The following is a 3,317-nucleotide window of genomic DNA, read 5'->3' as shown; positions in this document are numbered from 1 at the left end:
CCGTCACGGACGGACAGGTCCACCTGCTCCAGTCCCGCCCGGTCACGGTGGCCGGACGAAAGGAATTCTGCCGCAACGAGCGCGGCGGCAAGTACGTCCTCTTCAAGCCGCTGGTCGAGAACTTCACCGACCCGCTGACTCCGCTCGCGGCGAACCTCCTGCTCCAGATGCCTGCCGCCGGCGTCTTCGTGCTCATCGGCGGGCGCGTGTACTTCGACCTGGACAAGGTCAGACTCCTGGTGCCGTTCAAGCTCACCGACCCGCAGCTTGCCCAACTGCTCTACCTGAGCGGCGAGGGGCTTCCGGCGGAGCTGAGGATCGCGCCGGCGCGGTTACCCGTGACCGTTGTGGTCGGCCTGGCCGTCTCCCTGGCGATGTCCAACGTCTACGCCAGGAGCGCGCACCTTCCGCATGATTTCATGGACGGGTTCCGGCGCCGCGCGGAGTCGGTGGACCGCGACCAGGGCTTCGGCGTGCTGGAAACGTGGCGCGAGCTGTTCATCGGCTCGTCGCTGATCGGAACGTTGTCCGCGCCGCTCGGCGATCAGCCCATGGTGGTGAACGCCTCGGCGATACGCTACTTCGTCTGGCTGGCGCTGCTCAAGAAGATCCTGCGCCGCTACCTGCCCGATCTCCCGCCCGACTCCCTCGGCCTCCTGACCTCCGGGAGCGAAGGGGTCCTCTCGGCGGAGACCGGGCGCCGGATCTGGTCGCTCGCCGTGGCGGCGAAGCGGATCGATGCGGTGCGCCGGCTCCTGGTGGAGCATCCGCTGGAAAGCGTGCTGCCGGCATTGCGCGCCACACCGGAAGCCTCGGACTTCGTGAGGCAGTTCGACGACTTCCTCGCCGTTTTCGGCCACCGCGCCTTCAAGGAGTTCGAGCTCAAGTCGCCGCGCTGGGAGGAAGACCCCGCGCCGGTGCTGGGGATGGTCCGGAACTACCTGCTGGTGGAGACCGATCCCGCCGCACACGAGAGAACGGTCGCCGCCCGGAGAGCCGAGCTGCGCCGCACCATCGAGGCTGGGCTCGCGCATCGCCCGCTCGAGCGGGCGCTGGGGCTTCGCACGCGGCTGGTCCGCTACGTGGCGGATCGCGTGAAGTACTTCGCCACGCTGCGGGAGAACTCGCGGTTCTACTGGGTGATGGCCGCCCACATCGTGCGGAAGAAGATCCTGCGGCTCGAGGCGGAGCTGATCGCCCGGGGGCGGCTCAAGTGCCGGGACGACATCTTCTATCTCGCCTGGGACGAGATCGAAAAGCTCCGCGCAGATACGCTGGGCTGGCTGGATGTGGAGGACAGGATCGCCGAGCGGCGCCGCGAGTACGTGCGGTTGTCCAAGGTCACGCCGCCCCGGACGATCGGGATCGCGCCGGCGGGACCGGCCGTGACCGCCGAAACCGACGACGCCGGCGGAACCGTGCTGCGTGGACAGTCGGCCAGCTCGGGGCGCTGCGAAGGGATCGCCCGCGTGATCCTCGATCCGGCGCAGGACATCGAGCTGAAGCCGGGCGAGGTGCTGGTCGCGCCGTACACCGACCCGGCCTGGACGCCGCTGTTTCTCATGGCCGGTGCGGCGGTGGTCGAGGTAGGCAGCTTCCTCTCCCACGCCGGGACGGTGGCCCGGGAGTTCGGGCTGCCCTGCGTGGTGGACGTGCCCGAGTGCAGCAGCAGGATCCGTACCGGCGATCGCCTGCTGGTGGATGGCGATGCCGGCCTGGTGCGCATCCTCAAATGAACGGAGCAGACGTTGCGTGATGCCGGGTTGGCCGCGCTCCTGTTCGTCGCCGGGATGTTTCTCGGGATCAGGCTCCTGGCCGGTCTCTACAGCGTGATCGATCTCTGGTACACCATCCGCACCGCCTGGCGGGCAGTGCTGCGGCGCACGGTGGGCTGGACCGCGGGGACCGTGGCGGTGCTGTTCTTTCTTGAGGGCGGGTGGCGCTGGTGGTTCGTGGCGGGGATGATCGTCTACCTGCTGGGGTACGTGGGAACCTGCTTCGTAGTCGTCCGCATCGGCGCGCGGAAGCCGGGGCCGGCGCCGGTGGTGGAGTAGCGGGGTCGGCTTGACCTGGGCGTCTACAAAAATGTAGATTCTTGCTGGTATACCAGAAGTTCGGCAATCCCCCGCGAGGTGCCCCGTGAAGACCGCAACCCAGATCTCGGCGTTCGTCTCGCCCACGACCAAGCAGTTGTTGGAACGCCACGTGCGGGCGACCGGTGTCAAGAAGGGCCACCTCGTAGAGCAGGCGCTCCGCCACCATCTCCAGGCCCTGCAGGAGTTGCCGGCGGACGTCATCGTCCATCCCAGGATCGTCGTTACCCGAGAGAGCGGCGCGACTATGGTGAGGGAGATGGAAGCGGGCCAGCCCACGGAGGCGCTCCGCCACCTGATGCGCGATGGAGATTAGGGCGCTCGGCGAGGACGACGACCGTTCGCAGTTCCAATCCGGCGATCCTGACCTCGATCGGTTCCTCCACCGGTTCGCGGGACAGAACCAGTTCAGGCACTATGTCGGAGTCACGTACGTCGTGGCAGAGGATCGCCGCATCCTCGGCTTCGCGACCGTCGCTCCGGGCCACGTCGAGGTTGACGGGCTGCCGGCCACGGCCCGGAAGAAGTTGCCGCGGTACCCCCTGCCGGTGCTCCGGCTCGCGCGGCTGGCCGTCGACCGCTCGGCGCGGGGCCAGGGGCTCGGCGCCCAGCTTCTACGCTTCGTGTGCCAACTCGCCCTCCGCATGGCGAAAGACTACGGGTGCGTCGGCGTCGTCGTAGATGCCAAGCCAGACGCGGTGGGATTCTACGCGAAGTACGGCTTCATCCCCCTCGACGCGGTAGAAGGCCAGTCGGATGCTCGGCCGCAGGCGAGCGTCATGTTCCTCGCCACGCGCCTGATCGAACGCGCGCTCGGTGCGCGACGACGCGTGAATCGCCCGTGACGCCCGAACACTCCGGGCAGGACCCGACGCCAGGCTCGCGATGCGACGAGCTGCTGACCGCGATCGCGACCGAAGAAGCGCGACTCGGCCGGCTCGATACTGAACGGGTCGAAGTCGAGGGGCGGCTCGTAACCCTCCGGTCCGAGCTCGCGTCACTCGGCTCCGAGCCTCAACTCCACGGGCGCTCGCCGGTACTGGAGGCCCCGAGGCCGCAGACGCCGGCACAGAAGGTGAGCCTGTTTCGGTCTCTGTTCCGCGGCCGCGAGGATGTCTACCCCACGCGCTCGGCTTCGGGCCTCGCGTCCGGGCCCTGGCCTCGCATCCGCATCAGCGTCAGCATCAGGACGCCGCCGCGCCCGTCCGTTCCGGCGCGCGCCGC

The 3,317-nt window shown here is 68.6% G+C and carries 4 protein-coding genes; all 4 read left to right on the top strand.

Annotated features, from left to right (window positions below; all coding sequences use genetic code 11):
• The coding region (locus Q8Q85_12925) for a PEP-utilizing enzyme (GenBank protein ID MDP3775158.1) at positions 1-1,736 on the top strand (1,736 nt) is incomplete at its 5' end.
• 12 nt (positions 1,737-1,748) lie between these two features.
• The gene (locus tag Q8Q85_12920; protein ID MDP3775157.1) at positions 1,749-2,054 is read left to right on the top strand and encodes a hypothetical protein; all 306 of its coding nucleotides are present in this window, start codon (positions 1,749-1,751) and stop codon (positions 2,052-2,054) included.
• A gap of 85 nt (positions 2,055-2,139) precedes the next feature.
• Entirely contained in the window at positions 2,140-2,409 is a 270-nt protein-coding gene (locus Q8Q85_12915) for a hypothetical protein (GenBank protein ID MDP3775156.1), read from the top strand.
• Positions 2,399-2,938: a GNAT family N-acetyltransferase gene (locus Q8Q85_12910; GenBank protein MDP3775155.1), complete on the top strand. Its 540-nt coding sequence runs from the start codon at positions 2,399-2,401 to the stop codon at positions 2,936-2,938. The genes Q8Q85_12915 and Q8Q85_12910 overlap by 11 nt, the downstream gene beginning before the upstream one ends.
• The last annotated feature ends 379 nt before the right edge of the window (positions 2,939-3,317 follow it).

The organism is Gemmatimonadales bacterium (assembly GCA_030697825.1).
Classification (GTDB): domain Bacteria; phylum Gemmatimonadota; class Gemmatimonadetes; order Gemmatimonadales; family JACORV01; genus JACORV01.
This window is presented reverse-complemented; position numbering and strand designations above follow the sequence as displayed.